The 24,685-nt window shown below is 53.5% G+C and carries 17 protein-coding genes and 1 other RNA gene; 10 read left to right on the top strand and 8 right to left on the bottom strand.

Annotated elements, in window-relative coordinates:
- Window positions 1–56: 56 nt before the first annotated feature.
- Window positions 57–2,249, bottom strand: a complete 2,193-nt coding sequence (locus tag AB1L42_RS16490; protein WP_367058215.1) for a serine/threonine-protein kinase — start codon at window positions 2,247–2,249, stop codon at window positions 57–59.
- 583 nt (window positions 2,250–2,832) lie between these two features.
- Between AB1L42_RS16490 and AB1L42_RS16485 the strand changes: the two genes are divergently transcribed.
- On the top strand, window positions 2,833–3,921 hold the full coding sequence (locus tag AB1L42_RS16485; protein ID WP_367058212.1) for a transporter: 1,089 nt from the start codon (window positions 2,833–2,835) through the stop codon (window positions 3,919–3,921).
- A gap of 360 nt (window positions 3,922–4,281) precedes the next feature.
- On the opposite strand, the gene AB1L42_RS16480 is transcribed toward AB1L42_RS16485, so the two are convergent.
- Together AB1L42_RS16480 and secA are read right to left on the bottom strand one after the other, a co-directional pair.
- Window positions 4,282–4,938 (bottom strand): TMEM175 family protein, encoded by a 657-nt coding sequence (locus tag AB1L42_RS16480; protein ID WP_367058209.1) that lies wholly within the window; start codon window positions 4,936–4,938, stop codon window positions 4,282–4,284.
- Between the two features lie 276 nt (window positions 4,939–5,214).
- Window positions 5,215–8,772 (bottom strand): preprotein translocase subunit SecA, encoded by a 3,558-nt coding sequence (gene secA, locus AB1L42_RS16475; protein ID WP_367058206.1) that lies wholly within the window; start codon window positions 8,770–8,772, stop codon window positions 5,215–5,217.
- A gap of 465 nt (window positions 8,773–9,237) precedes the next feature.
- On the opposite strand from secA, the gene rnpB reads away from it, so the two are divergent.
- Window positions 9,238–9,680: RNase P RNA component class A (gene rnpB / locus AB1L42_RS16470), an RNA gene on the top strand.
- A gap of 113 nt (window positions 9,681–9,793) precedes the next feature.
- Here the strand turns inward: rnpB and AB1L42_RS16465 are convergent.
- Window positions 9,794–10,243, bottom strand: a complete 450-nt coding sequence (locus tag AB1L42_RS16465; protein WP_367058203.1) for a hypothetical protein — start codon at window positions 10,241–10,243, stop codon at window positions 9,794–9,796.
- A gap of 322 nt (window positions 10,244–10,565) precedes the next feature.
- Here AB1L42_RS16465 and pyk point away from each other — a divergent pair, with 322 nt between their 5' ends.
- Window positions 10,566–12,017, top strand: coding sequence for a pyruvate kinase (gene pyk, locus AB1L42_RS16460; protein ID WP_367058199.1), 1,452 nt, complete (start codon window positions 10,566–10,568; stop codon window positions 12,015–12,017).
- 354 nt (window positions 12,018–12,371) lie between these two features.
- On the top strand, window positions 12,372–12,809 hold the full coding sequence (locus AB1L42_RS16455) for a hypothetical protein (RefSeq protein ID WP_367058195.1): 438 nt from the start codon (window positions 12,372–12,374) through the stop codon (window positions 12,807–12,809).
- 206 nt (window positions 12,810–13,015) lie between these two features.
- Here the strand turns inward: AB1L42_RS16455 and AB1L42_RS16450 are convergent, their stop codons facing one another.
- Window positions 13,016–13,672 carry an OmpH family outer membrane protein gene (locus AB1L42_RS16450; protein ID WP_367058192.1) on the bottom strand — a complete coding sequence of 219 codons (657 nt, stop codon included), beginning with the start codon at window positions 13,670–13,672 and terminating at the stop codon, window positions 13,016–13,018.
- Window positions 13,673–14,127: 455 nt separating this feature from the next.
- Between AB1L42_RS16450 and AB1L42_RS16445 the strand changes: the two genes are divergently transcribed.
- Both AB1L42_RS16445 and AB1L42_RS16440 read left to right on the top strand, forming a co-directional pair.
- Window positions 14,128–14,622 (top strand): hypothetical protein, encoded by a 495-nt coding sequence (locus AB1L42_RS16445; RefSeq protein WP_367058187.1) that lies wholly within the window; start codon window positions 14,128–14,130, stop codon window positions 14,620–14,622.
- A gap of 14 nt (window positions 14,623–14,636) precedes the next feature.
- Window positions 14,637–15,878, top strand: a complete 1,242-nt coding sequence (locus AB1L42_RS16440) for a hypothetical protein (protein WP_367058182.1) — start codon at window positions 14,637–14,639, stop codon at window positions 15,876–15,878.
- On the opposite strand, the gene folD is transcribed toward AB1L42_RS16440, so the two are convergent.
- Window positions 15,778–16,656, bottom strand: coding sequence for a bifunctional methylenetetrahydrofolate dehydrogenase/methenyltetrahydrofolate cyclohydrolase FolD (gene folD, locus AB1L42_RS16435; protein WP_367058177.1), 879 nt, complete (start codon window positions 16,654–16,656; stop codon window positions 15,778–15,780). The genes AB1L42_RS16440 and folD overlap by 101 nt on opposite strands.
- A gap of 346 nt (window positions 16,657–17,002) precedes the next feature.
- Between folD and AB1L42_RS16430 the strand changes: the two genes are divergently transcribed.
- The 3 genes from AB1L42_RS16430 (at window position 17,003) to AB1L42_RS16420 (ending at window position 20,181) form a co-directional block, all read left to right on the top strand.
- Entirely contained in the window at window positions 17,003–17,677 is a 675-nt protein-coding gene (locus AB1L42_RS16430; protein ID WP_367058170.1) for a hypothetical protein, read from the top strand.
- Window positions 17,678–17,929: 252 nt separating this feature from the next.
- Window positions 17,930–19,783, top strand: a complete 1,854-nt coding sequence (gene mnmG, locus AB1L42_RS16425) for a tRNA uridine-5-carboxymethylaminomethyl(34) synthesis enzyme MnmG (protein ID WP_367059058.1) — start codon at window positions 17,930–17,932, stop codon at window positions 19,781–19,783.
- Between the two features lie 38 nt (window positions 19,784–19,821).
- Complete coding sequence (locus AB1L42_RS16420) at window positions 19,822–20,181, top strand: cupin domain-containing protein (RefSeq protein WP_367058167.1); 360 nt, start codon at window positions 19,822–19,824, stop codon at window positions 20,179–20,181.
- Window positions 20,182–20,287: 106 nt separating this feature from the next.
- Here AB1L42_RS16420 and holA read toward each other — a convergent pair whose 3' ends face one another.
- Window positions 20,288–21,304 carry a DNA polymerase III subunit delta gene (holA, locus tag AB1L42_RS16415; RefSeq protein WP_367058164.1) on the bottom strand — a complete coding sequence of 339 codons (1,017 nt, stop codon included), beginning with the start codon at window positions 21,302–21,304 and terminating at the stop codon, window positions 20,288–20,290.
- Between the two features lie 100 nt (window positions 21,305–21,404).
- Here holA and AB1L42_RS16410 point away from each other — a divergent pair, with 100 nt between their 5' ends.
- Entirely contained in the window at window positions 21,405–22,676 is a 1,272-nt protein-coding gene (locus AB1L42_RS16410) for a hypothetical protein (protein WP_367058159.1), read from the top strand.
- Window positions 22,677–22,731: 55 nt separating this feature from the next.
- Here AB1L42_RS16410 and AB1L42_RS16405 read toward each other — a convergent pair whose 3' ends face one another.
- Window positions 22,732–24,672: a sulfatase-like hydrolase/transferase gene (locus tag AB1L42_RS16405; RefSeq protein WP_367058154.1), complete on the bottom strand. Its 1,941-nt coding sequence runs from the start codon at window positions 24,670–24,672 to the stop codon at window positions 22,732–22,734.
- Window positions 24,673–24,685 lie beyond the last annotated feature (13 nt).

Here is a 24,685-nt window from a genome sequence, read left to right as displayed (position 1 = left end):
CCAGCGGCTGGATGATGAACGTCGGAGTTGGCAAGCCCTTACTGATCGCATTGCCACTAATTCGGCTCGAACACAACACGGAAGCTCAGATTCCGGTTGGCTTCGCGGGCCGGGTAGGAAGTGAAAATTCGGGAAGAGCCAATCGCCGTTCCTTCATAACTCCGATAGGTCAGCGGGCCGACTTCAGGATCGGCTCCGGCTGCCTTCAATGGTTGGCTCGAACGATCTTTGGCTGGGTCGAACTCTTTTCCGAGAATGCTCAGAGAAGATGTCCACTCGAAGCCGAGGGGAGCGATCGTTTGCATTTGAAATGGATTCTCTTTGGCGACGAGGTCGTCAGCCTGGACGGAGGTGAAGTATCCCATGGATGCCCACCACTCATCCCAGTTGGCCATGCGAAATCGTCCCCGATCCTTCAGGGCATACTTCTCGTTCAGCCAGTTCACAAACGCGAGGCAATCGAGATAGCTGACCGAGTGTTGCGGATCGCTTCCCGTGTGCGGAACTTCTCCTTGCTCGCCGCTGGATTCTGAATTCGCGTCGGAGGTCTCAGCGAGAAACATCGCATAGAGATCTCCGGTAACACATTTCGTCGCCATGTAATACGGGTATCGAGGCCCCTTGCGATGCAGGTCTTCCGGGTTGATCAACTTCAATGAAATGGACCCATCCGGAGTGGAGATCATCGCGGGATAAACATTCTTGCTCGCTCCGCCCGTGCTGGAGTAGACACGCTTCAATCCGCCCGAGCTGACAAGTGGAGACGAATCCCACAAGCTTTGAGGTGGTGTGATCGTCACCGGGATTTGAACTCGATGGTCTTCTTCATCGATCAATGCAACGAGCGAAATGGAATCGGTCGTCTGTTCAGTTCCGTACGCTTCGAGGCTTGTCCGAACGAGCATTCGCAGATCGCCCGGGGAGTTGCCATCGACTGGTTTCAGTTCCATGCCCTCAGGCAGAGATTCAATCGCCAGCGTCATTTCTGAACTCGCCGGACGTGAGAATAACTTGCTTCGCGCGATGAGATGAATTTCCGATTCGCCGCCAGCCTCGACTTCGATCGTTTGCGGAACGGCGTGGACTTCAATTTGTTGCGACAGCCACCACATCCCTCCAGCCACGAAGCCCATGACGACAGCGAGGTTCATGAGCCACAGCCCCCAGCGGCGACGTGCCGGCGGCGGATCGTAGTCGACCGGAAGTCCGGTAATGGAGTTGTCGAGGTTTAAGGCACTTCGAAACTTGTGCCGGACTTCGCGAATTGTAGTCGGACGTTTCGCTGGATCTTTCTCAAGGCACGAGTGAACAAGTTGATCGAGTGCAGCTGGAACTTTTCGCTTGTCTCCAACTGCTTCGGTCAGACGAGGAGGATCGACCTGAACAATCGCATTCAGCAGATCGAAGAGTTGAGGATAGTCTCGATTTGAAAACGGGACATGACCTGTCATCAATTGATAAATCAGGACCCCGAAGGTGAACACGTCTGAAGTCTGTGCAGGTTCAGCGCCTCGGATTTGTTCCGGTGACATATATTCCGGCGTTCCACCGCCGTTCATCGTCACGTTCTTCACGGAGTCCGACGCGTCGATTTTTGAAGCGATTCCAAAATCAAGGATTTTGAATCGCGACACCGGTTCCCCTTGATCATCGCGGTCGCCGCAATCGACGAGCATGATGTTCTTGGGTTTCAGATCGCGGTGGACCAGATTGAGGGTGTGTGCTGTTTCGAGTGCTCGACCGACCTGGTCGACACACTTGGCGACCATCTCGTCGGGCAGGTGATAGCGGTGTTCGATCAGAAGTTCGTCGAGAGTCTTTCCGTCGAGGAACTCCATCACGATGTAGGGAATACCGCGATCGAATCCGTAGTCGTAAACGTCAACGATGAAGTCGCTCTTCAGCTGCCCCATCATCTTGGCTTCACGCACGAAATATTTTTGTGTGGCAGGGTCGAGCGCGAGTTTGATCGCGACAGCCTTTCCGGGAAACTGCTTGTCAGTTCCCTTAAAGACAGCTCCAAATCCGCCTTCGGCAATGTGTTCTCTGAGGGTGTATCGCTCTTTGATCACTCGACCGCGAAGCAACGTCACGTCAGACAGGGCTGCAAAATCGACTTCTGCCGATCGTGAGTTGTCGAGATCTTGGGTGAGATCCGGACGATGCGTCGAGTCACCTTTTGCGGGTGGTTCGGCGGTCCGATATTCGTTCGGATCGAAGTCATCCGGATTGAATGTTTGATTCACCATCGTGTGATCTTTATCACGTGACCCATTTTCGCACCGATGCGAAGAGTCGACTCGTCAATTCTGGAGCATCGTTTTATTGGCCTTCGCGGACAAATCCGATGAACTACAGCGAAACGAATCATCAAATGGTTCAAGCAAATGCACAAAATCGAGCAACTTGCTCCTGTTCGATGTTTCGCTCGGAACGTCATCCGCGGAGCCATTGGCGCATAACTCCTTTACAGTATAGCGCGATTTGGTGTCAGAATGTATCCGGTCTTCTTCTCAGTTTTTGAATCCGTCCATATGTTCACCAGTTTCAAGGGCAATTTCAGGTCAATTCACTGTATGAAGCCAATTGGGCTGCGCGTCGTGATGGTTCTGTAAAAGAGGAAAAATAGGCGAAGCCTGATCGTTCTCCGAAATGGACTGATGCTAGCAGTGCAAAACCGGATTTCCAGAACGAACCGGTCTAAAGAGATCGTTCGATTTGCCGCATCATTCCGATTCGATGAGTGGAACACTCTGATCGGAGTGGGTCGCATCGACGAATCAGATTAGGGCACAGGATACCGCCCACCTTTCAGCCAGGAGCTCAACCGTCATGGAATTTGCACAAGCCAAAAACCTATTTAAAGTGATGGCAGTCACTCTCTGCATGCCATCGCTGGTGCTTGCAGGAGGAGACCAATGCATCGATTGTGCTCCAATGAATCCGTACGCCTCTCCGTACTCACCTTCTGATCCGGTGGCCAGCGCGCCTCAGTCGCTCGACTTTTCGTCGCCATTTTCCGGTGGACTCGGTGCCAGCAGCGACGTTGCTGTGCTTCCTGGTTACATCGAGTCACCAATCCCAATGAATCACTTCCGATTCCGATTCGATGGGCTCTTCGACAACGAAACTCCTGACCGCGCTGAGTTCTTCTACGCTCAGTACCGAGGACTCAACGCCGACGCACCCGGCCCTCTCAGCTTCGGTGACATCGATGCTCAAGATTACTCGCTCTATCTTGAATTGGCTCCAAGCGACGTCTTCTCTGTCTTCTTCGAATTGCCATATCGTTCTGTTCAGCCACAGGGCGGAGTCGGCAACATTCAAGGTGGACCAATCGGCGACATCGATAACAGCGACTCATCCGGACTTGGCGACATCAACTTCGGTTTCAAATATGCTCTGATTCGTAACTGCGAATCAGTCTTCACCTTCCAGATGCGTGTCTACACTCCAACTGGAGACGCTGGCGAAGGACTCGGAACAGACCACGTGACACTCGAGCCAGGTCTGCTCTATCAGCGATCGCTGACTGATCGTCTGACTCTGTTCGCCGAAGTCAAAGACTGGATTCCAATTGATGGATCAAGCTTCCAGGGACGAGACTTCTCCGGCAACGTCCTTCGATATGGTGTCGGTACCGGTTACACCTGCTACGACTGCGATGGAATTACAATCACTCCACTTGTCGAATTCGTAGGATGGACCGTGTTCGATGGTCTCGTCTCCGAAGCACGAGGAAACGACATCGCTGTCAACAATGCTGATACCACCATCGTCAACGCCAAAGCTGGTATTCGGCTCAACATCGAACGCGGCAACGGATCAGCTCACTCGATCTACGCCGGTTTCGGTCAGGCACTGACGAATGAAGCCTGGTACGACAGCATCGTCCGCGTCGACTGGGGAATCATCTTCTAGAGCAAGTTGCTCTTTCCTGTGCACTCGCATGTGCTGTTTCATCAAGTCGAAGGCTGTGATTGCTCGTGCGAGAGAGTGCAAACCAAATCAGAAGATGCTCTAACAATGCCCGAAGTCTGACTTTCAGAGGATCAAATCGCTGAGACGAAATTCGGATGTTGCTCGTCGATCAGAATGTAGCGACCAATCTCGAGCCCGGGGAAATTCTCCGGGCTCTTTTCTTTTGATCCGGGAGAAATGTCAATCTGGGTACGAGGTGATGATGGACTCACCTGCTTCTTCGCAGCGATGCAAACTCTCACTAGGAAATAAAGACGCGCTGGTTCGTTCAAGGCATCGCGTCGCTGAGGGCAAGTGGTCCTAAACTGACGACTCCGTTTCACTGACCGGGTGAACTCCGGGATCAGCGACGTAGTAGGAGAAGTGGTAAATCGGAATCGCGAGGAACACGAGTCGACTCAGGCTGATGCTGATGAATGAGCATCCGATGGCAATCAAGCTGAACACCGGCGGGACGAGAAGCCGCTTCGTCATTCGGTTAACGGTTTCCTGAGGGATCTTGGGTTGAATGAGCTGTCGATTCTTGGAGGCGTAGAGCCAGATCCATAAAAGCGAGAGGCTGCACAACATATTTGCGAACCCATAAAATGCCATCGCCAGTTCGTCGTTTCGATACGCTGCCTGCAGCCCAGTCGGAAACGGAAGGAAGGACAGGCACAGCAAAAACACGCCGTTCAGCGCAATGAACATTCGCGTCGTGTGCGTGAGAAAGTGAAAGATCATGAACTGCTCGAGCCAGTATGTTCCGATCAGAACAAAGCTCACCACAAACCCGATCATGGGATCGATCGAGTTGTAGAGATAATCGGTCAGCTTGCTTTCGGGGACCTTGTGCGGAGAGGGGACCTGAATTCCCAAGACCAGAATCGTAATTGCGATCGCGATCACTCCGTCACTCAATGCCCCAAGGCGGTCGAGCTTAAAGTTCGCAGAATTCTTGGGCTGCTGAGTGGACATAGGTGGCCTGACTGCATGACGGATTCGGCACTGTGAAAGCCTGCTCTTCAGTTATGAGTTGAACGTGTTCCCACGCTGAGACTCACAGAGAAACTGAAGCGAGCAGTTTAAATCAGCGCGCCGACAAGTCCACTCTGCCCATGAGTCTCATCATCCGAGATTGATGAAGAGACTCTCTAGCATTCTCCAATTTGAATTGCACTGCCTCGCGCGAGCAAACTCAGCTTGAAATGAGTGAGACCGCGCAGGCGAGTGCACTGGAAAGATCAACTTGCTCTAGTTGGCCCCGCAGCACTTCTTGTATTTCTTGCCGCTGCCGCATGGGCACGGGTCGTTACGGCCGACTTTCTCATCGAAGTTACGGATCGTTTCAACAGCTTTGGTCTGTTGCCCCGGTTCCGTTTGGGCGCCTTCTTCAGCAGGGGCCTGCGAATACTCGGTGGCTGCCGACTGAGCTTGTGCATGATGAGCAGAAGCGTTCGCCCACAGCGAGTCGAGGAACTGAGCGGAACTCTCTGACTCGAGACGGAAGATCGCCGAAGTCACTTGCTCAGCGATTCGTTCCCACATTTGCTCAAACGCTTTCATTCCCTCGCGTTTGTATTCGACCTTCGGGTCCTTTTGAGCATATCCCACGAGGCCAATTCCGCTGCGGAGATGGTCCATGTAGTAGAGGTGCTCTTTCCAGGCGTGGTCGAGCATTTCGAGAATCAGAACACGTTCTGCTTGACCCAATTCCGGTCGGAAGCGTTGGTCGACTTTTTGCAGACAAAGGTTGCGTCCTTTGACCGGTTCCAACTCAACGACTTCGTTTTCAGCAATCCGGATCTCCATCCGTTCGCGAAGGTAGTCGAGCAACCGTGTGAGATCCCGAGCTTCCTCTTCTTCACCTTCTGGCCGCAGCGTGAAAACGTCGTCCAGCAGAACGTACAACTCTTCGCGCTCTTTGGCTGTCGGGAAGAAGTCCCGGCTGCGATCGATCAGGATTTCTGCGACCTGTTGACGTTCCTTTTCCTTGAGATCGTCTTCGCTGAGATTGGTCTCGAAGCGGCTGTTGGCCCATTGGATCAGTCCTTCGCGATCGCTGTTCTGCCCTGCGATGTAGCGGTTCATTCCCACCAGCACGGGGAACCGAATCTCTTTTTCCCGGTATCTGTCGAGAACGCGATCCTGCACCAGATCGACAACGGTTTGAGGATCTTCGTGTTTCGTGAATTCATCGGCAGGCATTTCGACACCAAAGTGATGCCGCAGCCATCCTGACAATTGTTTCGCTCCGAAGTCGTCTGCGAGGATCGTCTCCAGCGGGCTGAAGTCCCAACGCTCGATCGCTTCGGTCGCTCGTTGATTCAAGTAGCGGAAGACCTGATCTCGATTGAGTTCGTCGTCGGGCATTCCGTCTTTGGCGAGCTTGCGGAGTTCGCGATCGTTGGTGTTCAAGCCGAAGTGACGATTGACCCACGTCGCGAGTGTTCGCCAGTTCCAGTCGCGATGATCTCCATCTTCGGGAAGATTCTCCGCGAGTTGGTCCTCGATGAGCACTTCTGCCTGTCGGGCTCCTTCGTCTTTCATGAAGTCGACCATCTGGTCGAAATCCATGCCGCTCAAGTCTTCAGGATCGACAGCCAGACCCAGATTCTGTGTCGCGAATGCAGATGCGGTTTCCCAACGGTATTCTCGTGAGAGGAACTGCATCGCCCATTTTTCGATCTGCTTGTTGAGCATCTCGACGATGAGACCCCGGCAGTTCACGCCATCGAGAATGTCCTGGCGGTATCCGTAAACTTCCTTACGCTGGTGGTCCATGACTTCGTCATATTCCAGCAGACTTTTACGGGCTTCGAAGTGCCGTTCTTCGACACGCTTCTGAGCTTTCTGAATCTGATTCGAGACCATGGGGTGCTCGATGGCTTCGCCTTCTTCCATTCCGAGCCATGTCAGCATCCCTTTGACTTTGTCCCCAGCGAAAATTCGCATCAGGTCGTCTTCGAGAGACAGGAAGAAGCGGCTGGAACCGGGATCTCCCTGACGTCCTGCTCGACCGCGAAGCTGCAAGTCGATTCGTCGTGAGTCGTGCCGTTCAGTTCCGATCACGTGCAATCCGCCGACTTCAGCCACCTTTCGGCCGTCGACTTTCATGCCTTCTTCTTCAGCGATCTTGTCAGAGAGGGCATCCCATTCTTCTTTCGGGATATCCAGTCGCGAAGCGTATTTGTTCTTGAGAGTTTCCCAAGCCATGTGCTCTGGGTTTCCGCCGAGGATGATGTCTGTTCCTCGACCAGCCATATTCGTTGCGATGGTGACACCGCCGAGACGTCCCGCCTGAGCCACGATTTCAGCTTCGCGTTCGTGATTCTTCGCGTTCAGGACATCGTGTTTGACGCCGCGCTTGCCGAGCATCGAGCTTAGGCGTTCACTCTTCTCGATCGAAACCGTACCCACGAGAACCGGACGACCGGACTTGTGGATTTCGACCACTTCGTCAACGACAGCGTTCCATTTTTCTCGCTCGGTGCGATACACCTGATCGTTGTAGTTGATGCGTTGCATCGGTCGGTTCGTCGGAACAGCAACCACGTCCAGACCGTAGATCTTGTAGAATTCGTTCGCTTCCGTCATCGCTGTACCGGTCATTCCGCACAGCTTCGAGTACAGCTTGAAGTAGTTCTGAAGCGTAATCGTGGCGAGCGTCTGGCTGACTTCCTTAATTCGAACGCCTTCTTTCGCCTCGACAGCTTGATGCAGTCCATCACTCCACTGCCGACCGGGCATTTTTCGTCCGGTGTGTTCGTCGACGATGACAACTTCGCCATTTTCAACGACGTAGTTCACATCACGCTTGTAGAGGTAATGAGCTTTGAGCGAGTTGTCGATCAGATGCGGCCATTCCATATTGCCGGCGGAATAGAAGCTTTCGACGCCAGCAAGTTCTTCCGCTTTGCGAACACCCTCATCAGTGAGATGGCAGGTGTGTTCCTTTTCTTTGACTTCGAAGTGAACGTCGCGGGTCAACTGACGAGAGATACGATCCGCTTTCGGATACTTCGTGATATCGTCGTAAGCCGGTCCAGAGATAATGAGCGGAGTTCGTGCTTCGTCGATGAGAATATTGTCGATTTCGTCGACGACGGCGTAGTCGAGCGGGCCTTGCACCTGAAGCTCGCGCGTAGGCTTCATATTGTCACGGAGGTAGTCGAAGCCGAATTCGTTGTTCGTTCCGTAGCAGATGTCCGCTGCGTACTGCTTTTGGCGTTCGTTGGGCCGCATCTGAGACTGAATCGCTCCGAGATTCAGACCGAGAGCCATATGCAACGGCCCCATCCACTCCATATCGCGTTTCGCCAGATAATCGTTAACCGTCACGATGTGAACATGGCCAGAGAGTGCATTCAGAAAAGCGGGAAGTGAGGAGACGAGGGTTTTTCCTTCCCCCGTGGTCATCTCGGCGATTTTACCCTGATGGAGAATGTAACCCCCGACCATCTGCACGTCGTAATGACGCATCTGCATGTTCCGGCGACCGGACTCACGAACGGAGGCGAAAGCTTCCGGAAGGATGTCATCGAGAGTTTTGCCGTCGGCGAGTTTCGCACGTAGCTGGGACGCGGTCTCTTTGAGTTCGCTGTCCGACTTGGCTTTCATTTCTGGTTCGAGAGAGTTGATGCGATCCAGGACGGTTCCGGGAATGACGGTTGATGTTCCGTCTTTCTCGCGAGCAAACCCGATTCGGCGGATTTCACGCTCGTTCGAAGAACCAAAGAATCTGCGAATAATGCTCTCAACGAAGGCGGTAACTGTGTTAAAGAAATCGCCCAGACGATCAAAGAAGTCCATGTCTTCTTTCCGTGGTGTACATCTCAAGCAGAATGATCAGGCGTCCGCAGAACGAACATCTGCATTCTGGATTATTGTTTGCAATGAGGAGCAAGAGTCCTGAGGTGAATACTCCAGATGCGAAGTGCGAAAACCATTTGTTGTCGCTCCCTCGAACTGGCAGTCGCCGCAATTGTGGCCACGAAGTTCACCAAAACCATTGTTTTGAGATTGATGATTCGAAGCAAATGCAGATTTCTTACGCCGAATTTAGGCTTCTGTGGCCACCTCGCCACAACTTGCCGACAGATCACAGTTTATTTGGGCTGTCTAATGCGGTCAATACGCCCCTAAAGCCGGAATTTAGGGAAATCAAGCCGAGTTCGCCGGGATTCAGGCGAATGCTTTCCATTTCCTCGACGGTTCTTTGCAATTAGGGCGGCGATGCTGTGTCCAGAATGGACAGAAATCGAGATAATTGCTCACGGAGTGGGCTGAGTGATCGCTGTCATCCAGACTTTTTGATCTGGAGATGGAGGAAAGTCCGGACTCCGCAGGACATGGTGGTGGGTAACGCCCACCGTCCGTGAGGATAGGGAAAGTGCAACAGAGAGCAGACCGCCGATGGCTGTCGCCGAAACTTTCTTCGCTGAGGGAAACACTCCCTTCGCTGGAGGAGATTCACGACAGCACAGGTAAGGGTGAAACGGTGCGGTAAGAGCGCACCGCGGGATCGGTGACGATTCTGGCACGGTAAACCCCACCAGGAGCAAGACCAAGCAGGGCGAAGTTCAGCGAGGAAACTCGTTGAACCCGAGGTTGTCCGCCTCGGTTTACGTCCGGGTCGGTTGCGCCGAGGTGATGAGCAATCATCATCCCAGAGAAATGATCACTCACGACAGAATCCGGCTTACAGGCCCACTCCACTTTTTCTTTCACCAGTTGCCCAACGGCTTCGCCCGAGTTGCGAAAGCCGTCGAAATCACCTTTGAACGCGCGAAGAGCGAATCGTCTTTCTTCAGTCAACGAGCGAGATCCGTCCCTACTCATCTGTTGCGATGCTCTCCGGTTCACTCGTCACAGGCTGCGAAGGGTGACTTTTCCCTGCCACAATCGCGCCGAAGATTGCTGCCGGGAGATACAGGATGAGGTCGGCAATCGCGAACCAGACTGGGTGAGAGATCATCATTAGGTTGGTCACGCCCCCGAGTAGTGTGAGGGTTCCGATACAAATCGGTCCGGCGAGCCAGTTCTGTCCAACGATCATTTCGCAGATGTATCCACCCACGAACGCTCCCCCAGCATGGGCAACGAGCACGATCAGGAATGCGGTCATCGGGAGAGTTTCGACGTAGGCTGCGAATGCTTCTGCGTCGTTCAAATCAACTCCAGCAGGAGGGGGAAATAGATACGAAGAGAGGATGACCAGGGCCATGTTCCAGGCGAAGCCCACGATCAGTCCACCGAGAACCCCGACGATCTTTCTTCCCATGCGAACTCTCCTCGGAACAGCAAAACGGATTCTCGAACAGGGCGAGTGTAATTCATCGACGATGGTTAATCCCAGCTAAAGAGAGACTCTTTTCGCTTCAGGTCGTCCTCGCTGCACAATACAGTACGAGACAGCATTCAGCACGAGCCGCTCGCATCGCAACTCTCAAAGCACTTCGGCGAACTGGTTTTCATGAACTCATTCGAGCATTCACGACTTTCTCTGAGGCTGACCTTTCAGGCAATCTCGGATCGACTGAGCTTCACGGACGTTTCTTCGCTCTCCTGCTTTTGGATCTGAAATTAGAAATGGCAGAAGCATCATGACGCAGTATTTGGAACCGGTGCTGACGAAGACGAAGATCGTGGCGACTGTTGGCCCCGCCAGCCAGGATCGCGATCGACTCCACAAGTTGATTCTGTCAGGAGTCGACATCTTCCGCCTGAACTTTGCCCATGGACGCTACGACGTGATGGCTGACGTTGTGAAGTCGATTCGCGAGCTCTCGGCAGAACTCAAACGATCGATCGGGATACTTGGCGACCTCGCAGGCCCGAAACTCCGATTGGGAGAACTTCCGGATGAGGGGCTCGCTCTGCAGGCTGGTGAATTGTGTTATTTCGCACGCGAAATCCCATCCAGCGATCCCAACATCCTCACGACGACTTACCCCGGCATGATCGATGATCTGCAGGTCGGCAATCAAATTCTGATGGCCGACGGAATCGTTTCGGTTCGAGTGGTTGAGAAAGAGCCCGATCGGATTGTTTGCGAGGTCGAACAACCGGGGCGAATTTTCAGTCGACAGGGTGTCAATCTCCCGGGAAGTCAGCTTCAGCTGTCGAGTCTCACTCCGAAAGACCTCGATGATTTGCAGTGGGGGCTGGAAAATCGCCTCGACTTCATCAGCCTCAGCTTTGTTCGTCGAGCAGCTGACGTCGCTGGCTTGCGTGAACGAATCGAAAAATTCAGCCCCGATTTTCGACCATTGATCGTGGCGAAGATTGAGAAACCGGAAGCTGTCGATGACTTGGAAAACATCCTCAGCGAAACCGACGTCGTGATGGTGGCTCGCGGTGATCTCGGAGTGGAAGTCGATATCGTGCGCGTTCCAGCACTTCAAAAGCGGATCATCAAAGAGTGCAATCGACGACGTGTTCCCGTGATCACAGCCACACAAATGCTGGAAAGCATGCAGCAGAATGAATTGCCAACCCGAGCTGAGGCGACCGATGTCGCCAACGCCGTGCTGGATGGAACAGACGCCGTCATGCTTTCAGCCGAGACCGCTGTCGGGAGACATCCCTCCCGAGTTGTGAGCATGATGAGTCGGATCACTCGTGAGATTGAACCGCTTGTTCCGTCGAACAAAGATCTGCCCATGGGACGGTCTTCGCGAAACCCCGCGACGGAATTGACCAAAGCGGTCACGCTCGGGGCGATTCATGCTGCGGAAGAGATTCGTGCGAACCTGATCTTTGTCCTCACTCGCTCGGGGAAGACAGCCTTCGCCATCTCCGAGATTCGCAGCCCCGTTCCAATTGTTGCACTGACAGACGATCCGCAAACAGCCCGCTGGCTTTCAGTCGCTTGGGGTGTGCATACCGTGGTCACTGATATTGGCCATGAGACACCGACCCAAATGCGCGACTTCGCGATCGGATGGGGGATGTCCGAAGGACTTCTACATTCAGGTGACCGAATTGCCATCGTCGGGACGACCGACTGGTCCGATGTCGGGAAAAACCTGATGATGGTTCACGCGGTTCCGTGACGGGCTCGCAAGACCGGTTTTCGCTCGGCGATCTTGTAAGGTTGAGTTGAATTCTTGAAACATTTGCGGTAGTTCAACGTTCAGAATTCTGAAGGTGTGGCATCATCGAGGGTTTGAAGAAGTCGCTGTGCGAACATCGGGAACGTCGTAAGGTGCTATGAAACAAGGTGTTGTGCAGTGCAGGCGAGTTTGCACTCAGCGAGAGGCTGATTGATGTGAAAATGGCACATGATGTGCCGCCATGCAAGATTGGAGTGGTCAACTTACGTGCTGAGATACCACTTCGACCATGTCATCATCCCTTCGGGTTGCCGGATTGCGACCCTCGTTGTATTGCCCCTTGAAAGTGTGTTCATGTCGTCCAGACCCCCGATTGTTACGGAGATTGTGGAGAGATCGGTAAAGGCCATCCAACTCATCGATGAAGACGTTCCAATTGGATGTCATTACTTCTTCGACGAACCGGATCATGAAATCACGCTGTTCATCTCTCCGACCGAAATTGTGGGCGGACCTCGCGACGGCGAGCGGATTGAATCACGATTCTACGTTGACATTCTCGGCTTGCTGGATGTGCTCGACGAAGTCGAATCGTACTCGTGGCAGGCGCATCCGATGGCTGATGACGATCAGCTTTCCGCTCATGTCTCTCTGACCGGAATCTATCGCGGAGAGTCGATTTGGCTGCGGATTCTGGCCCGCACTCCTGAAGACTTTCAGCCAGGATGCGTAGCGAATTCTGACGGTGAAGAGAGCGTCAATATCTGGGAAGCAGAATCGAACTCCGACTAGGGTTCGAATTCGTCTCGATGCGATTTGATCTATTGCGAGACCATTCAAACCAGATTGTTACTTTTTAAAGCGTTGAATAAAAACAAAAAGACTTCGGTGGGCCAGATCAGGCGCTCACCGAAGTCTTGTTTGTTTTCGAGTCGCTCCAATCAGGTCTCGTTGAGAGAATTCTCTGATTGATCGCTCGAGTGGTTCGTGAGTTGAAATTACTCAGTCACACTCTCTTTGTTTTCCGTAGCAGCTGTCGCCGATTCAGTTTTCGTTTCGGTTTGTGGTGCTGCAGCAGCTTGCTTTTGTGGAGCTGGTTTCAGTGGCTTCGCAGAAGCTGGGAATTCAGCACTCATCAGTTTCACAACGTCGTCGGTGATATCAACCGAGTTGTCGTATGAGAAAACGACTGTGTCGTTACGAGTCACGACTGTGTCGAAGCCTTTTTCTTTAGCGATCTTGGCTGCGACGGGTTGAGTCTGCTGGCGAAACTCGCTGATCAGCTGCTGGCGCGATTGTCCGATTCGGACGCGAGCCTGCTGCTGCAATTCGTTGAGTGTCAGCTGTGCTTTGTTGCGAAGGCGAACGAATTGCTGTGCTTCTTCGTTGGTGACTTCCTGTCCGAGGCTCGCACGAACTTTTTCGAGTTGCTGAGTCGCGTTTGCCTGAATCTTTGAGAGAGCTTCCTGCAGTTCGCCCGTTTGAGCTTGCAGGGAATCGGTCATTTCTTTGTCACGTCCGAGTCGCTTGGCGACTTCGTCGAGGTCAACGACAGCAACACCACCGGTTCGGCTGTTCGTGAAGTAGGACCATGTCAGGCCAACGGAGAAAGCTGCGACGATGGCGACAGCAGTGGTGATTGCAGAGCGATTCATGAGGGACTCCTTCCACAAGGTCGAGGGTATTCTCTGTTCCGACCCTTCCGTGATCGGCAGATCTGTTTCGTCTGCTGACTGAAGAGAAGTGAACCATCACTACCTCGATTTCGGGCCAGCGGCGCGGAGACTATGTCATAAGTCAAATTTGAGTAAAGACCACTTTCGGTCGATTTTGCCAGTTCGATTGCAGTCCAGAAAACGCAATCGCACAAGGAATTTCACTTGTCCGCGGCGACTCCGGTTCTCCGTTTCAAAGTACTCTTGAAAAATCATTCCCTCCTGAAATTCGACCATTCGATGGAGTTGAGGCACGACGCGATTCGCTCGTTAGACGCACACTGGAATCGTTAAAAACTCATATTGAGCCCAATGATAAAAATCATCTAAGGTTGCCGTTTCCATTCTTAAAAAGCACTTTCCTCGATCGCAACACCCCATCTATTCCCGCCCCGATGGACTATCGTTTTAAGCCAATCAGTAAGACCTGCGCTGGAACCGGAGAACCGCTGGTTCCGGGAGAAATCTGTTACTCCGCGCTGATCGAAAAAGATGGCAGCTACGATCGTGAAGACTACAGCCAGGCAGGCTGGAACGGACTTCCTGAAGGCGGAATCGGGTTTTGGAAATGCATTGTTCCAGAACCGGAGCAGAAATCCGTTTCCGCGATCGATCCTGAATCACTGCTGCAATACTTCGAACAAATCGTCGATCAAACCAACCCGCAGCAGCAGAAGCTGACATACGTCTTAGCGCTGTCGCTGCTACAACGGCGCCGCTTAAAACTCGACGGCTCCACGGTTCGCGACGACATTGAGTATCTGCAACTTTCCGGAGTGCGTGGAGAAGGTCCTTACGAAGTTCGGGATCAACAGATTCCTGAAGCGGAGCTTACCCAACTCCAGTCGGCTCTGAATGAGCAACTCTCTTCACAATGGAATGCCGCATGATGAGGGAATGCCACATGACGAGTCACAAAGCAGACAACAACAGCTTCTTCGCAATTCGAAGTGCGATCGCGACCTGTTGCATCGTTGTTGTTGCAGTCGGTTGTCATTCCTCCCCTCTCTCGCGATTTTTCCCGCAGGAGTGTGTGCTGGAACAGACCATTTCCAAAGATGAACTCGTCGCACACTTGAATCGAAACATTCAGGGTTCGGATACATCTCCCGGTGTGTCGGGCTGGAAGTCCAGCAATGCTTCGGTCCGCGTCTCCGGAATTCCACTTCCACTGCCAGCTTCAATCGCCGTCAGCGCTCCGCGAAATCTGCGTGTGATTGTCTCGAATCCAGCTGGGGGACAAGAGGTCGACTTCGGATCGAACTCCGATCGATTCTGGGTCTGGACAAAACAGCAAGCGGGCGTCGTGACATGTCGACACGAGGATACTTCCCTGGCTCTGCGACATCTTCAGCTTCCCATCAATGTCGAACCAGAATGGTTGATGGAAGTGCTGGGAGTCATCCCGATCAACGGTGACAACTTCGAGTTGGAACAGCCGAGCGAACGGGAATTGCTCCTCGATCTTGTCTCAGTCTCAACTTCGCCGACCGGACAGCATGTCGAAAGAGTCATCCGTGTGAATACCTGCACCGGAAATATTGAGTCACACATTCTTCGAAAACTCGACGGCACCGTTCTCGCCAAGGCACTCTTGGATGATTATCAGGAGATGTCGAACGGCTCGAAGCTACCGAATCAGGTTCGAATCTCCATTCCCGAAGCGAACATGCAAGTTCGCCTTTCGCTCGGCTCTCCGGAAGTGAACCCAGCGAGTTTTGCGTCGACGACTGCACTCTGGCAGATGCCCAACTTCCAGGGCGGCAAAGTCGCAGACATTGGACAAATGAGTCGACAGGCGATGGGACTGAATGCCGAGCCGGTCATCGACCACGCACAGACCAGTCCCGTTCAATCAGCTCAGGCATTGGGAAGAGCTGGATTCGAAGAGCCCGGCAACATTCCTTACGACTCAAAACGCCGACTGAACGCACCAACTCCGGACATGCAGCAGTTTCAAACTGGCCATCAGGGAGTGTCGCCTGCGGGCGCTGTGGCTGTTCCACAGTCGGACTCAGACGTGCCAGCTTGGGCTCAAGAGCACTCTACTCAGAAAGTGCCTGCGTCTGGAGGATGGCAGCCGTCAGCGTATTCTGAAGGAGCATGGCAATCGTCATCGGTCCGACACCGCCAGGGACAGGAGTGATTGCTCCAGCCACGGAAACTGCTTCGTCAAAGTTGACATCCCCGACGAGCTGATCGCCGACCCGATTGATTCCGACATCGATCACACAAGCTCCCGGCTTGATCATCTCGCCAGTGATAAAATTCGGCCGACCGATCGCTGCGATAAGGATATCTGCCTGCCGGGTGATCTCGGTCAGATCGCGTGTTCGGCTGTGCGTGATTGTGACCGTGGCGTTGGCCAGGTCTCCCTTCTGAACGAGCATCATTCCCATCGGTTTGCCGACAATTTCGCTGCGGCCCACCACGACAGCATGTGCTCCCGAAGTTTGCGTGCCTGACTCTCCAATCAAAACCTGACATCCTGCAGGAGTGCAGGGGAGAAATCGAGGTCGTCCCTGCACCATCAGCCCGACGTTTTCCGGATGAAAGCAGTCGACATCTTTGAGAGGCGTGACCGCGTCCAGCACAGTCGTCTCGTCAATTTGATCAGGCAGCGGCAATTGAACCAAAATGCCGTGAACGTCGCTTTGTTCGTTGAGGGAGTGAACAAGTTCGAGAAGTTCCGATTGCGAAGTCTCCGCTGGCAGGCGGTGCAGAGTGCTTCGAATGCCCGCTTTTTCGCAGGCTCGCTGTTTATTTCGAACGTAAACCGCACTGGCGGGGTCGTCGCCCACGAGGACAGCTGCGAGATGAGGCTGCACCTGTTTCGACTGCTGAAACTCCGCCACTTTTTGGGCCAGTTCCTCTCGCAATCGACTTGCGACTCCTTTTCCGTCAATGATCTGAGCAGACGACATTTTCTCTCGGCAATCTGAGGTGAGTGTTCAACAATCACAGAGTAGCTGTCTGAGAAACCGCTGACAACAATCTCGCTGCGCGTGAAACTCGGTCAATTCGCACCCGGAACGCGACAGCGAATCAGCGATTTGTTACGATTTTTCGAACCGTGACTGCGGTTAAAGACTCGCCAAACCAACTGAAGGTCTCCAACTTTGATCAGTTGTTTGTGCGAAACCCCAATGCTCCTCGAGGTGGGGAGCGGTATCGAAATGCGAACCGCCGAATAGTATTTTCGCTGACTCATTCGAGTGACATGCAGTTTTCGGAAATGTTTCAACTGAATTTGACTTTCGAGGTGAATCGATGCGTCTGCTTTGTCTTTTGACCCTTTTGACACTGACGGTTGGCTGGACAGGAACAGCGACAGCTCAAAATGCTGGGCCGATGCCGACGGTGCTTCAAGGAGAGATTACGGAGATCAAAGAAGAGCGAAAGTCGAAAGTTCTCGTTGTAACGGATCAAAACGGGGAAGCTCATGAGATTCGCGTCACGCCCAAAATTCAGTTCGAAGTACGGGCTCCCGGAGACCACGGCTTCATCCGGGAAGGAGCCTACGTTGGTGCAGATGCTGTACTTTCAAACGGTTCGCTTTACGTGAAGAACGTCAGTGTCCTGCTTCCCCGCAAAGGGCTTCGTCCTCCCCGGGGAATGGTTGTGAAAGCTCCCGCCGAAGCTGGCCAAAGCCAGAATGCATTCAAAATCCTCGGACAGATCAAAGCGACCCAGCCCAATCCCGAATATCCAGAATACACGATGATCGCGTTAAGCGTTCCGGGAAATTACCCAGCGATCAACTTGGAGAGCGACTACCAAGTGACCGTCGTCCAAACAGATCCTGAGTTTGCCGAAGTTGGGATGAAAGGTGAGTTGACGGGGAGAATGAATCGCGGAAAATTCCTCGTGAACGGTCTGACATTCCAAAGAGAGGAACCGTTCAAATCCGAGGAAATCCATGGATCAGATGAGGCTGATGAATAAGCCTTACTACTTCCGTGGATGCCTTCCGGATTCTTCTATTTCGCCGATCGAGAGGTCCATCGGGCAGGCAAGCGAACTCGTCCTGCTGAGGGAATCGTTCAACTTCTGAAATTCGATTAATTCATTTTCAGGATCTTCAAGCGTTTACAAAACAGACTGGGAAGACGCTCCAGCGGCACGTTCGACTCGTCGAAAGAAGTCGTTCTACGCAGTGTACAGGAGAGGGCAAATCGCTCTCAATTTTCAATGACTATGATTCCATCGCAGTACAATTATGACGTTATTGTTATCGGGGCAGGGCATGCTGGGACCGAAGCTGCGCTTGCGAGCGCACGTCTGGGAGCGAAGACAGCACTGCTGACGATGAACTGCGACACGGTCGGACAAATGAGTTGCAACCCCGCCATTGGCGGAGTTGCGAAAGGGCAGATCGTCCGCGAGATCGATGCACTCGGCGGCGAAATGGGCAAGGTCATCGATGCGACCGGAATTCAGTTTCGCATGCTGAATCGCGGAAAAGGAGCGGCCATGTGGTCGCCGCGCGCTCAGGCCGACAAAAAAGCTTATCAGTTCTTGATGAAGCTCCGCGTCGAAGAACAACCCAACCTCTCTCTCCGTCAGGAAATGGTGGAAGGGCTGGAAGTCGACTCCACAAACGGGCCGCGCATTACGGGTGTCCGAGTACGTGGCGGAGCAGTCTATCACGCACCTGCGGTGATCATCACGACCGGGACGTTTTTGCAAGCGATCATGCATACTGGCGAGGCGAAAACTCAAGGCGGTCGTGCTGGTGAAGGGACGACGAAAACAATGTCCGACAGCCTTGTCGGTCTTGGATTCGAACTCGAACGCTTCAAAACCGGTACGCCGGCCCGGCTCAATGGCCGCACGATCGACTTTTCGAAACTCGAAATTCAGGACGGCGATGCCGAGCCGCAACCGTTCTCGTATCTCACAGATCGAATTGAGCAGGAGCAGATTCCCTGCTGGCTGACAGCTACGAATCCGAAAGTCCATGATGCGATTCGTGCCAACCTCGACCGTGCTCCGATGTACAGCGGACAGATCAATTCGACCGGCCCAAGATACTGTCCATCAATCGAAGACAAAGTCGTCCGATTCGCGGACAAGTCTTCGCATCAGATCTTTCTTGAACCGGAAGGTCGACAGACGCTCGAGTATTACTGCAACGGAATCTCGACCAGTCTACCGCGAGATGTTCAGGACCTTATGATCCGGTCGATCGATGGCCTCGAAAACGCAGAAATCATGCGATACGGCTATGCGGTCGAATACGACTTCGCTCCGCCGACACAGCTCACTCGAACTCTCGAAACCAAACGAGTGGCCGGCTTGTACTTTGCCGGACAAATCAATGGGACGACTGGCTACGAAGAGGCAGCCGGGCAAGGTCTGATCGCCGGAGTCAATGCAGCTCTAAAACTGGCAGAGAAGCCCCCGTTCATTCTCGACCGGGCACAAGCTTATCTCGGTGTCTTGATCGACGACTTGGTCACCAAAGGCGTTGACGAACCCTACCGAATGTTCACCTCGCGAGCGGAATATCGGCTGCTGCTGCGTCAGGACAATGCTGATCGCCGTTTGACTCCAATCGGAGAGAAAATCGGTCTCGTCACGAAAGAGCGTTCAGATCAACTGGAGCAGTACGAACGCGAAATCGCCGAAGCTGAGAAAGTCCTGCGATCGGTTCGGCACCAAGGCAATACCCTCGAAGAATGGTTGCGCCGACCAGAAATTGAATGGCAGCAACTCTGCGAGATGTCCTCCGAACTCGCGGAACTTCCAACGAGTCATCGCGCTCGAGAGCAGGTCCAAATCGAAACTAAATACAGCGGTTACATCAAGCGTCAGCAGGAAGAGATTGCGAGACAGAACAAGTCCCAACATATGACGATTCCAACGACGTTCGACTTCGCCGCGATTCCACAGCTTCGCAAAGAGGCTCGCGAGAAATTCGCTCGAATTCAACCGCGTGACGTCGCGCAAGCCGGTCGAATCAGCGGCATTACCCCCGCAGATCTGGCCGTCTTAACTCTGTATCTCAGCGATCCAGGCCGCATGCCCTCGAAGTCCACGAACGCATAACTCTTCGTGCGCTTGTTTGAATCTCAGGAGAATCGAAAGTGAAATCGATCGAAAGTTCTTATCAGATCGTGGACTTTTCAACGCTTCCCGGAACCCCATGCCCCTGCGGAACAGCCCGCAGAGCCTTTGCGGATGTGGAAGACTATCCCGCGACCGTGCACGTGACCGAAATCGCTGATGATGCGCGGGTTCACTACCACAAGCATCACACCGAAACGTACTACATTCTTGAGTGCGGGCCGGATGCGAAGATGCAGCTCAATGACGAGCAGGTTCCGATCCGTCCCGGAATGTGCATTCTCATTCCGCCAGGGACGAGGCATCGCGCGATCGGTCAGATGAAAATCATCAACATGGTGATGCCAAAATTCGATCCCGCAGACGAATTCTTCGACTAACCCGTTAGCACGGGGGCGGTGCACTCGCTTGTACTCTGCTCATTTGATGGACGCTGCGCTTGCTCTTGCGGACGGTTTGAGCAAAATTGCCTCGCGCTGATTCGCTTCACTCGGGGTCGTCTATGCAACCGGTCAGCCACAGGATGAGTGATTCCATTTGAAGTGGAGCTGCGAGCATGCTGCCGCCCTTTAATCCGTAGTCGGTTTCTGTGAGTTTCTGAAGAATCCGCTCAGCGCGCGGACGGCGAATTCGGCGCAGATAGCGCTCGGCCGATTCGATATCTCGAAAGAAAACGCCCGCTTCCTTGAGGGCACTTGAAAGCGTTGCTCCTTGCCGTGACCGTTCGGTCGCTTCGGCGAACTTTCGAAAGACGAAGTTGATTCCGCCCAGAATCTTCTGAGGGGCTTCTCCAGCGTGGAGCAGCTTCGCCAGGCAATTCAGAGCAGTGTCGATCTGGTCATCTCGAATGGCGTTGATCATCGTCCACGTCGTTTCAGCCTTCCAGCCGCCGACAAGTTTTCTGACGTCATCCACGCCGATTTGTGTTCGATCGCCCACGTAAGAGCTGAGCTTTTGCAACTCCTGATCAAGCAATCCTAGCCCGGTCCCCGCCAGTTCTCCCATCAACTGGGCTGCGTCACGACTTAACTGCTTCTCGTATTCCGACTTCGCTCTCCCGACCAGCCAGGAATTGAGACGTCCGCCGGTTAGTTCAGCACACTCGACGACGAGTCCGGACTTCGCGGTTTTTTTCGCCAGCTTTGTGTTTCCCGGCCATTTCGCCACATCAAGAATGAGCTTCGATTTTCCGGGAGCTTTCTCGGCCAGCTTCTCGAGGGCAGGGCGATTCGCTGAGACGAAATCGTCGGCGTCCTCCACGAGGACAACCTTCGAAGTTGAAAACATCGAGACAGTCTGCATTTCATCTCGAACCGTTCGAAATTCCGTCTCTTTTCCTGAAAACCGCGTCAGCCCCAGCGAGTCCTCCGGGGCAGTTCCGAGGATATCTTTGCAGATAATCGCCAGCGACTCTGACTTCAGGTGCAACTCACCGCCAAACAAAACGATCAGCGAAGCCGATTTGATATCGTCGATGTTCTGGGCGAGTTCAGTGGCGTGCATGATCCAGATTGACCTGCTTCGAAGAATGGAAGTACGATCTGGTTCGTTGTATTGAATACGGACAGGACTGCAACCCAGCGACTGAAGAAGGTGCCAGGGAATGGCGGAGGCGAAACGGAATTTCGTAGAGATTGCCGCTGCCTCACCGGGAGAATTCTGCTGTCCGGGAGAGAGCCAACCGATCTCGAAATCCCTGCATCTGGCCCGTCTCGCTGCCGGTTATGATCGGTGTGCAAAGTGCATCCATCGGGTTCAGACGGGCTCACTTCCAAAGTCTGTGGTCCGCAGATTGCAGCAGCACTCGCCGTCCACAGAGCCGACCGGTTCACTGATTTCTTCGAATGGTATCCGAGGGATCTATCTCAACAATCTGACCCGCAGCGCGCTCGCCGATGTGGTCGAACACCTTCTTCAGGTCGTTGAAGAGGACATGAATAATCGCCCGGAGGCAACTTTCAAGCGGGTTCTCGTCGGGCATGACTGGAGGACTTCATCGGGTGATCTGGTCATTGGAGTCGTGGAGGTTCTGCGCCGATGGGGATGGGAGATCGCCGATCTGGGACAGGTCAGCCAACCTTGTTTCGAATTCGCCAACTACAAGTTCCATGCTTCACTCGGGCTGTTCGTGACGGGTGGAATTCATCCCGAAAGAGTCAACGGGCTCGAAGTCTACGAAGGATCGGGAGCAAGCTGGTCAGAGACAGGCGGCTATGAACGGCTCGAGTCGGTTTTGAACACTCCGGCGAGTCGGACATCTCGGCAGTCGGGGCACTATCAGACTGTTGAAATGGAATCGATCTATGCAGCCCAGTGCAAAGCATGGTTTGCTGAAGTTCTCCCTTTGCGGATCGCCCTCGCATGCGGAGAGCCGCGGACGCTGAAGCTTCTGAAAAGAGAATTCCAACTGGCTGACTGCGAAGTTGATCTGATCGCCAGCAACTTTTCAGAAGCGAATTTCAGTCGGCAACTCACGCAGTTTCGGTATCAGGTCCGCGAACGACACGTCGACTTTGGCGTGCTGATTCGTTCGGACGGTCAGTCATTTCACCTTTTCGACGAACGTGGACAGGAACTGACTTCGGCAGTTGTGCGGAGACTCCTCGAATGTGCACGATCGCCGGAAATCCTGTCACGGATTCTGGAAGAATTCGCCTGTGCGAGTAACGGGCATGCCGGTGGAATTCAAAAGACAGACACGCGACTGAAACTTCAATCGCAAAACTCTGTCCGCACATACGATCAGGGAAAGTACTGGATTGACGATGCTTCTCCGGCGTGCGATTCCATTCTTGTCTCCGCTTCGATTGCATCACTGCTCAGCCGTTTTGAGTGGCCACTTTCCATCCTCGGGGCAGCGATCGAAGAAGGGTAATGCTTCGCCTGCAACGTTAGAAATGCAGGCGAGTGCGTCGCAACTTCATCACAGTTTATGGAACGGTTCGATCGGTTCCTTCGAGTTGATTGAGAGCGCGATTGATCACGCGGACGACGTATTTCCCGTCGGCGTACAGGTCCGGGCGGGGCTTCAGAGCTGCGTGCATCGAGTCGATTGCCGGTCGGGCGAGTTCATCCATTTCGTCCAGAACAATCGCTGCATGCAGGCGTTCCCACTGTTCTCCATCCGCGAGTTGCTTCGTGAGGACTGGCAGCGCTTCCTCCGGTGAATTCATTCGGCTGAGCGCCCGGGCGACTGCGATTTGAACGACAGGTGATTCATCATCAAGATGTGCTTCCAGTGCGCCTTTCGAATCGGAGGCGGGCAGGCCGATGTTGCCGAGCCCGGTCGCTGCCCAGTATCGGACAGCAGAGTCTTCGTGATCCAGAGCGGCTGTCAACTCGCCAATTGCCTTCGGTCCCGACGAAGCCAGGTTCGCAGTTTCGGCAATTTGATCGGCAGCCTGATTGGCTCCATCTCCTCGGAGAACTCCGTATCGATGCCCGAGTTCTTTTTCGCGTTCGACCAGAATCGGCTCGGCGACGAGTCCCAAATCGCGAGTCTCCTTCACCCACGCGAGGTGGACCTCTCTCAGCTTCTTGAGTGTGTCGGCGTACGTGGGATCGTTAGCCAGATTGTTCAATTCGAACGGGTCTGCCTCGCAATCGTAAAGTTCTTCGACGGGTTTCGTGGAAGCGAAATATGCCTCAGCTTCGGGAGAAAGAGTCCCCGCGATGTGGCCATCTCGAAGCGACATCATCGTCGCTCCTTTCTCCGGAGTGTTCATGTACTGGTAGTACGTTTTCAGCGGTTCGTAGTTGCGGATGTATTTGAACCGATGATCACGCACCATGCGGATGATGTCGTAACGTTCATCCATCCGATCACGGGCTCCGAAAACATAGTCACGTGCGGGCGGAAGGTTGCGGCCCAGAAACGGGATTCCCTGCATTACGTCGGGAATTGAAACATCCGACAGGTTCAAGACCGTCGGACCGAAGTCGATCGAACTGACCAGTTGATCGGAAACACTTCCAGGAACCGCTTGACCATCGACTCGGAACTGCTCAGGCACTCGAACGATCAACGGAATGTGTGTGCCGGAGTCATACAGCCAGCGTTTGGCCCGCGGAAGGCCGACTCCATGATCGGACCAGAAGAAGATGATTGTCTTCTCGTAGAGGCCGTCTTCCTTCAATTGAGCAATGAGGTCGGCAGCAAAGTGATCGAGAGCAGTGATGAGTTCGTAGTTTCTCTTCCAGTCCTCGCGAGCTTCTTTTGTCTCAGGATAATACGGAGGAAACGTCGTCAGTTCGTCGGCGTCTTGTCGTTCTGAGTCGCTCAGGTCTTTCGTGACGGTCTCGTACTTGTCTGTCGAGGCAATTCCGCTTTCGTGACATCCAGTGAAGTTGAAGACAGAGAAGAAAGGCTGATTTGAGTTTTTTCGGTTCCGCCAGTGTGCTTTTCCGCTCGACTCATCCCAAGTCTCCTTGGGAGTTTTGAACTGGTAGTCCTGCTTGGAATTGTTCGTGCAGAAATAGCCAGCTTCTCGCAGCAAGATCGGGAAGGGACGCACTTGCGGAGGCAGATTTGTGTTGCCACGCATGTGCTGTGTGCCGAGAGTCGTCTGGTACATCCCGGTGATGATTCCACTGCGACAGGGAGCACAAACTCCCGCTGTAGTGAACGCATGAGAGTATCGCACTCCCTCTTCAGCAAGCTTGTCGAGCGACGGGGTGATCGCGTGCGGGTCTCCATAACACCCGAGATGAGCACTGATATCTTCAGCGGAAATCCACAGAATGTTCGGTTGCTCAGCAGCGCTGGATGTGATTTGAATGCAGAGAGAAAACAACAGCGTGTAGCATGTGCGTATCAAGCTGCCTTGAAGAATGTTGAAGTTGTCGCGGGAAGAGTGAGGCTGGTATTCCATGGCGAGGCATTCT

Source organism: Thalassoglobus sp. JC818, assembly GCF_040717535.1.
Lineage (GTDB): Bacteria > Planctomycetota > Planctomycetia > Planctomycetales > Planctomycetaceae > Thalassoglobus.
Note: the sequence above shows the minus strand (reverse complement) of the source record. Positions and strands in the feature narration are given on the sequence as shown.

Excerpts from the sequence above, each read along its gene's own strand:
- AB1L42_RS16490 (WP_367058215.1), bottom strand. The coding sequence starts at position 2,249 with ATGGTGAATCAAACATTCAATCCGGATGACTTCGATCCGAACGAATAT.
- AB1L42_RS16485 (WP_367058212.1), top strand. The coding sequence starts at position 2,833 with ATGGAATTTGCACAAGCCAAAAACCTATTTAAAGTGATGGCAGTCACT.
- AB1L42_RS16480 (WP_367058209.1), bottom strand. The coding sequence starts at position 4,938 with ATGTCCACTCAGCAGCCCAAGAATTCTGCGAACTTTAAGCTCGACCGC.
- secA (WP_367058206.1), bottom strand. The coding sequence starts at position 8,772 with ATGGACTTCTTTGATCGTCTGGGCGATTTCTTTAACACAGTTACCGCC.
- AB1L42_RS16465 (WP_367058203.1), bottom strand. The coding sequence starts at position 10,243 with ATGGGAAGAAAGATCGTCGGGGTTCTCGGTGGACTGATCGTGGGCTTC.
- pyk (WP_367058199.1), top strand. The coding sequence starts at position 10,566 with ATGACGCAGTATTTGGAACCGGTGCTGACGAAGACGAAGATCGTGGCG.
- AB1L42_RS16455 (WP_367058195.1), top strand. The coding sequence starts at position 12,372 with ATGTCGTCCAGACCCCCGATTGTTACGGAGATTGTGGAGAGATCGGTA.
- AB1L42_RS16450 (WP_367058192.1), bottom strand. The coding sequence starts at position 13,672 with ATGAATCGCTCTGCAATCACCACTGCTGTCGCCATCGTCGCAGCTTTC.
- AB1L42_RS16445 (WP_367058187.1), top strand. The coding sequence starts at position 14,128 with ATGGACTATCGTTTTAAGCCAATCAGTAAGACCTGCGCTGGAACCGGA.
- AB1L42_RS16440 (WP_367058182.1), top strand. The coding sequence starts at position 14,637 with ATGACGAGTCACAAAGCAGACAACAACAGCTTCTTCGCAATTCGAAGT.
- folD (WP_367058177.1), bottom strand. The coding sequence starts at position 16,656 with ATGTCGTCTGCTCAGATCATTGACGGAAAAGGAGTCGCAAGTCGATTG.
- AB1L42_RS16430 (WP_367058170.1), top strand. The coding sequence starts at position 17,003 with ATGCGTCTGCTTTGTCTTTTGACCCTTTTGACACTGACGGTTGGCTGG.
- mnmG (WP_367059058.1), top strand. The coding sequence starts at position 17,930 with ATGATTCCATCGCAGTACAATTATGACGTTATTGTTATCGGGGCAGGG.
- holA (WP_367058164.1), bottom strand. The coding sequence starts at position 21,304 with ATGCACGCCACTGAACTCGCCCAGAACATCGACGATATCAAATCGGCT.
- AB1L42_RS16410 (WP_367058159.1), top strand. The coding sequence starts at position 21,405 with ATGGCGGAGGCGAAACGGAATTTCGTAGAGATTGCCGCTGCCTCACCG.
- AB1L42_RS16405 (WP_367058154.1), bottom strand. The coding sequence starts at position 24,672 with ATGGAATACCAGCCTCACTCTTCCCGCGACAACTTCAACATTCTTCAA.